Genomic DNA, 5,823 nt, shown 5'->3' on the forward strand with positions numbered 1-5,823 from the left:
GGAGAGATGGCTGAGTGGTCGAAAGCACCGGTCTTGAAAACCGGCAAGGGTTTGTAGCCCTTCTAGGGTTCAAATCCCTATCTCTCCGCCACATTCAAGAGATAACCCACTGGAAACAGTGGGTTATCTCTTATCTGGCGTTTATTAAACGTTGAACCTCATCAGCAATATTTAGCTAAAAAATGCAGTTGTTAGCTGTTGTTAGTTTTAGCACTTCCTTGATAACTTCTCAAGAAATTCTCTCTATGCGTTTCTAAGCGTTTTTTTGAAACTGTTTGAGCCATTGGCTTGACAGCTTGATAAAAGTCGTTCAGGGTGGTTCACAGAGACCTGTCTTTTGTCTTTCGCTCTGGGCGAGTTCAATAGAAATTTGATATGACACATTTTGTTATGCATTGGAATGATATAAAATATGTTTCCAATTATCTTAATGTTACAAGGAATTTTCTATGAAAAAAGCTGCATTGGCCCTACCTTTGATTGTCCTACTAGGAGGGTGCTCTCCATCTGCACCAAAGTGTGGTGACTCTGAAACGACAGACCTAGTGAAAGAAATTGCAAATGATGAGATGATAAATCAACTAGGTGCAGAAGCTGCAAAAATATTTTCTTATTCTGTTAATGCTATTAGAACAACAGATGAAAATGATAAAACTGGAGCATTTGAGTGCGCTGCACAACTTGACATTCACGCTAGCACTACTGGTCAATCAAATGAAATACCAATTACTTATACGGTAGAAATGACTGATGATGGTGAACAATTCTACGTAAATGTATATGGACTATAATAAATGAAAGCTAATCTATTAAAAAGTAAAGTAAATACTAAAACATTAAATTTTGTTCTGTTATCAATAGTCACATTAGGTATTTATAATGTGATGTGGTTGTTTAAAAATAATAGTGTAATTGAGGAAACATTAGAAGATAAAATCTTTGATTACCGAATTATAATTGTCTTAGCTGCATTGATTGGTTGGTCTTCTGTGTTTTCCGCTGAACCTGATTTAGCAGCTTTTGGCGGTTTGCTAAGTATTTTATCTGGCATATTCTATATTGTGTGGGCATTTAAAGCCAAAAAGTCGATCCAAAAAATGATGCTAAATGATCACAAGATTGATTATTCGATGAACTCTTTTTACACTTTTTTCTTTAACATTTACTATATAAACTTCTGTATCAATGAACTTGAAGACGAAGTTGAAAAATCAAATGTTCTTTCAGAAAAAGTTGCAGCTTAAAAACTAACTTTTGCATTTCTTTTAAAAGGCTACCGTATTAGGTAGCCTTTTTTTGGTCTTCTCTCGTGAGATTTTGAAAAATCGAGAGCGTAGCGGGTGAGGCTGTGCCGAACGGGTTTGGGGTTTCCCCAATCGTCAGACAGACCACACCAGTTCGTAGAACTGTTTTAGTGTGCTAAAACAGTGTTTCACACAGTTAAAACCTCACAGCTTTTATAGAGTTCCCACAGTTTATTTTCACAGTTAAAAAAAATATCTCACAGATTTTTTTCCACAGTTCTAAACACTGTGAGAGTTATTTTCTTACAGCTTATTGATTAACTTTTTTTATGTGTTTCTTTGTTTATATAACAAGGAGATTTTAAAAATGGATAAAAATTATTGTGCAGTAAATACCAAGTATTATAAAAATAGTAATATTGGAGAAATAGACCATGTTTTAAGAAATATGATTGAAAATGTTAATGCCATAGAATGTTTAACTAAAAATAATTTTGGTTATTCGTTTGGTGATGGAGATATTAAAAATCATTATGAAAATAAGCTGAAAGAGGCACGTTTAGCAAATAAACGATGTTTACAAGACAATTCTAATACTTTCATAGATAGTGTTTTAATATTCCATTCTCAAAAATTCAATGAATGTTTAGAGAATGGAAAACAATCTGAAATTGAACAAGCTACAAAAGATTTTATGTTGGAGTTTAAAGAAAAGTTTGGGTTTGAACCTATCGGATTTGAGTTTCATTTGGACGAAGGAACAATTATTGATAGTGAAAAATTAATAGAATTAGATGAAGAAGAACAAAAAAAATACGTTCCAATTGATAATCCTGATGAAGATTTTACAACCGAATATATTAAACATAATGTTCACGCTCACGCTGTTTTTTTGAATTATGACTTTGAAAACAATAAATCCTGCCTAAGAACTATGACAAAAGATAATTGGAGCGAAAGCCAAGATTTATTGCATAAACACTTTGAAAAGTTTGGGTTTGACCGTGGAGAAAAGAAACAAACCAATAAAAGAGATCATAAAACCAAGGCTGATTATGTAAGAGAATTAGAATTAAAAACGGTTGAACTGGTTGAAAATCACGCTAAAAATTTGCAGGACCAAGATCAGCTCTTGGATCAGATACTCGATCACCAAAACGACATAGAAAGATTTGAAAACCTTGGTGGATATGCTGAAAAAATCAAAGATTTTGTTATAGATTTTGCTGATAAACACACGAAAATCACTAAACAACTATTAGCTTTGCCAGGGGCGGATAAAGTTAAGTCTATGGCTATTGAGATTTATGAAGCTCTAACCAAACGACCAGAAGCACCAGAACAAGAAAATGTATTAGAGCAAGCCGTAGAAGTAGAGAAAAAAGAAGAAGTTAAAAAGGATGTTGAGACTCAAAAAGTTGAGAATGTGAAAAAGGAAAAAGAGATTGAAGCTAAGAAAAACAAGGTTAAAAACATTAAGAACCGTAGAAAACACGGAAGAAAATCACAATCAACACTTCGACCAGCTCCACCTAAACCACCAGAATATTAATCAGCTCGATTTTTTTGATAGAACAGCTCTATCGTTCTATTGAAAAAATGAGTATCGCAGCGTAGCGGAGAAGCTTTTGTTTAACTCGAACTTGAACAAAAGATAAAGAATTTTTAAACAAAAAAGAGTTATCATTATTGATAACTTTCTTTTTTTAACTGTCTTTTATATTCAATATATTCACTAACAAGTTCAGAATCAGAAATCGGTGTTTTTTTGTTTTTCTCTCTCAACTCTTTTTCAAGAATATTTTCATCGTAAAGATTTTGTTCATAACAGTTATAATTAAGATCAAGTTTTGAACTTGAATTATGAGTTAAAAAATATCTTGTAGCACCAATAGAAATTGCTGTTTCAGTGTTAATAATATTTATTCCTAATTCTTTTTCTAACGCTTTTATATCCCTCATTATTTATTCTCCTGTTTATTTTTTTGTTTTTGTTCAACTGTTATTTCTTGAATATAATTTTCATTATCTTCATTAACCAATCTTATTATTTCAGCTAATGCTATATCTCTACTTTCTTTAATATAATCAAGCATTATTTATCTTCCTTTTTTTGTTGCTATTGTTTTCGAGTATTCCCTCTTTATTTTTTCTGTTTGCTCATCATAGTCTAAATACATCGTAGCGGTAAACTTGGCCTTCCAAAGATTGGCGTCTCCTTTAGTCCAAACAATAAATGCATTTATTGCATAAACATTCATATTTCCGTTTTTAAAAATTTCAATGAACTTTCTTTCAACTAAGACTTTAATATGTCTTGATAGAGTTCTTCTATTTAAATTAAATAATTTTTCTAGAGTGGCCATTGAAATACATAGTGCATTTGTTCCGTCCATTTCAGATATGAAAAACTCTAGGATTGAATTAGCAACTGGTTCTTCACGAGCTAATAGAACTTTCGTTTTGTAATTCTCTTTATTAAATGCATAAAATGCAGCACTTTTTTGTTTTGCCTCAACCTCATCTGTTTTTTCGTTAATACTTAACTCTACGGGACTTTTCTGACCGTCTCCACGCTCGGTACTATATTTTGTTGTTCCCTCGACTTCTAATATATCTGTCATTTCATTTCTCCTATATTTATTAAATTGACATAACTTAATAAATCATAAAATAAAACTCTGTCAAGGGTTGAGACATAATTATCTTTAATCAAGACATACACCTCACATTAATGTGATTTTTAATATTTGATACTCTAAAATTAAAAAAACCTTATAAATAGGCAAAAAACATACAGTTGAAATAAAAATCTGCCCCCTTTTTTTTCCTTAGATTTAGGGAAAAAAGAAGTGTTTTTTAACAAAGTGCGCCCATTAATGGGACACCAGGGATCCCATAGGTCAAAAAAAAATCCCTAAAATTAGGGATTTTTAATAAGCCTCTTTCTTATATCTATATTATACTAAGAACTATAAGTATTTTACTGATTTTGAAGAATGAAAAATTAGCATTGTTTTTTTAATGCAGGGGGAGGTCAGTCCCCCTGATACCCCCTAAAAATTTTTCTGATGGGGATTGGTTGAATCTTGATTGTCGAGTAAATCAAATAACTCAAGTTTTTGTTTTTGAATTTCTTCTGCCGAAAGAGCTTTTTGTTTCTTTTTCTTCTCATCCTCTAAAATCAATTTATGAGTAAGTAGATGTTTTCTTGAGGATTTAGACATTGTTTCAATGTGTGAATAATGATCTTCAATCATCTTTAAACTTGTGCCGCAAACTTCTGCTATGAGTGATAATGGAATATTATTTTCAATACATCTTGTGATGTAGCTATGTCTGAAGCTATATAGCGTAAAGTTCTTTGATGTAGTAAGTAAGTATCTACTTCGAAGATCTTCAATTAATTCATTGAAAATTTTGTTATAGGTTGGTCTATCTGAATATTTGGTTGAAAAAACAAAATCTGTGGATTTTATTCTTGATAATAATTCAATTATTTCATATTCATCTAATCCTTTTACCAGATCTTTATATTTTTCATTAGCTAAAATTACAAGGGAATTAACAGCCATTGTATCAAGCACCACTTTTCTTTTATTCTTCTTGTAATTAGCCGTTTTACCACCATTTACAATACAATATAGATCCCCATTATTGTTTAATTCAAAATCTTTCCATTGCAATTCATAACATTCATCGCCTGTTCTCATACCAGTGAAGTTTAACCAATTAATATAAGTAAAAAATATTATATCTGTATGTTTTGATTTGCCTACTTTTTTTCTTAGCATTAATTCATTAACTATTATTGAGATTTCGTTTTCGGTTAAAGCATTTCTCGGTTCACAAGTAGCAATTTCAACATTGATTTTATTTATATCGAATGTTTGATCTATTGTTATAACCTTTTTATCTAAAGCTCTTTCAAACAATTTCTTAAAACAAAATTTATACTTACCGAAAGTATTTTTTGAAAATGAAGTTTCAAGGCTTAAAAAGTAGCTTTGCACCTCATCGAAACCAAGATCTGAGATGAGAAAATTATCTGGGTAATACTCAATAAACCTTTTCCAGTAGCGGATCTGCGTGGCGTATTTCTCTTTCCCCTTAACGACTTTCTTAGTTGTTCTTACTTCTACAGTATTTTGGAGTTGTTCAAACTCATTGATCAATTCATTACATAACTTATGAACTGTTAGACGTTGTTTTGGCTGCTGTATCGGTAAGCCACGCTCTAACATCATTTTGTTGAATTGATACTCTGCTTTAGCTTTTGCTATAGCTTCATCGAGATCGGACGTTTTAAGTGAAAATTGACGTTTTTTATGTCCATCGAACTTGATATAGACACTGTAATTTTTGCTTTGCGGTAGTTTTCGGATCGACAATCCATCGTGGATTTTGATGCTTTTCGTAGTCATTTCAGAACTCTCAAAGTTGTTAGTTTGGTTGTTAGGCACTAACTACCACATTTAAATTATTGAAAGTTATACTAAATATTGAATGGTTAATCAAACTTGAAAACCGGCAACCGTTAATAGCGGTTCTAGGGTTCAAATCCCTATCTCTCCGCCAC

At 31.7% G+C, this 5,823-nt stretch carries 7 protein-coding genes and 1 tRNA gene; 4 read left to right on the forward strand and 4 right to left on the reverse strand.

Going from position 1 to position 5,823, the window contains the following annotated elements; translation table 11 throughout:
• From HGG78_RS18315 to HGG78_RS18330, 4 genes are all read left to right on the forward strand, one after another.
• A tRNA-Ser gene (locus HGG78_RS18315) sits at positions 1 to 91 on the forward strand.
• A 358-nt stretch (positions 92 to 449) separates the two neighbouring features.
• Positions 450 to 791 carry a hypothetical protein gene (locus tag HGG78_RS18320; RefSeq protein WP_172533762.1) on the forward strand — a complete coding sequence of 114 codons (342 nt, stop codon included), beginning with the start codon at positions 450 to 452 and terminating at the stop codon, positions 789 to 791.
• A 3-nt stretch (positions 792 to 794) separates the two neighbouring features.
• Entirely contained in the window at positions 795 to 1,244 is a 450-nt protein-coding gene (locus HGG78_RS18325) for a DUF4234 domain-containing protein (RefSeq protein WP_100550129.1), read from the forward strand.
• 367 nt (positions 1,245 to 1,611) lie between these two features.
• Complete coding sequence (locus HGG78_RS18330) at positions 1,612 to 2,796, forward strand: plasmid recombination protein (protein WP_172533763.1); 1,185 nt, start codon at positions 1,612 to 1,614, stop codon at positions 2,794 to 2,796.
• Positions 2,797 to 2,930: 134 nt separating this feature from the next.
• On the opposite strand, the gene HGG78_RS18335 is transcribed toward HGG78_RS18330, so the two are convergent.
• From HGG78_RS18335 to HGG78_RS18345, 4 genes are all read right to left on the reverse strand, one after another.
• Entirely contained in the window at positions 2,931 to 3,206 is a 276-nt protein-coding gene (locus HGG78_RS18335) for a hypothetical protein (RefSeq protein WP_172533764.1), read from the reverse strand.
• Positions 3,206 to 3,340 carry a hypothetical protein gene (locus HGG78_RS19210; protein WP_255091414.1) on the reverse strand — a complete coding sequence of 45 codons (135 nt, stop codon included), beginning with the start codon at positions 3,338 to 3,340 and terminating at the stop codon, positions 3,206 to 3,208. Before HGG78_RS19210 ends, HGG78_RS18335 begins: the two co-directional genes overlap by 1 nt.
• Positions 3,341 to 3,343: 3 nt before the next feature.
• Positions 3,344 to 3,868, reverse strand: a complete 525-nt coding sequence (locus HGG78_RS18340) for a helix-turn-helix domain-containing protein (protein ID WP_172533765.1) — start codon at positions 3,866 to 3,868, stop codon at positions 3,344 to 3,346.
• Positions 3,869 to 4,300: 432 nt separating this feature from the next.
• The gene (locus HGG78_RS18345; RefSeq protein ID WP_172533766.1) at positions 4,301 to 5,668 is read right to left on the reverse strand and encodes a tyrosine-type recombinase/integrase; all 1,368 of its coding nucleotides are present in this window, start codon (positions 5,666 to 5,668) and stop codon (positions 4,301 to 4,303) included.
• Positions 5,669 to 5,823 lie beyond the last annotated feature (155 nt).

This window comes from Vibrio aestuarianus (genome assembly GCF_012395185.1).
GTDB classification, from domain to species: domain Bacteria; phylum Pseudomonadota; class Gammaproteobacteria; order Enterobacterales; family Vibrionaceae; genus Vibrio; species Vibrio aestuarianus.

Excerpts from the sequence above, each read along its gene's own strand:
- HGG78_RS18320 (WP_172533762.1), top strand. The coding sequence starts at position 450 with ATGAAAAAAGCTGCATTGGCCCTACCTTTGATTGTCCTACTAGGAGGG.
- HGG78_RS19210 (WP_255091414.1), bottom strand. The coding sequence starts at position 3,340 with ATGCTTGATTATATTAAAGAAAGTAGAGATATAGCATTAGCTGAAATA.
- HGG78_RS18325 (WP_100550129.1), top strand. The coding sequence starts at position 795 with ATGAAAGCTAATCTATTAAAAAGTAAAGTAAATACTAAAACATTAAAT.
- HGG78_RS18330 (WP_172533763.1), top strand. The coding sequence starts at position 1,612 with ATGGATAAAAATTATTGTGCAGTAAATACCAAGTATTATAAAAATAGT.
- HGG78_RS18345 (WP_172533766.1), bottom strand. The coding sequence starts at position 5,668 with ATGACTACGAAAAGCATCAAAATCCACGATGGATTGTCGATCCGAAAA.
- HGG78_RS18340 (WP_172533765.1), bottom strand. The coding sequence starts at position 3,868 with ATGACAGATATATTAGAAGTCGAGGGAACAACAAAATATAGTACCGAG.
- HGG78_RS18335 (WP_172533764.1), bottom strand. The coding sequence starts at position 3,206 with ATGAGGGATATAAAAGCGTTAGAAAAAGAATTAGGAATAAATATTATT.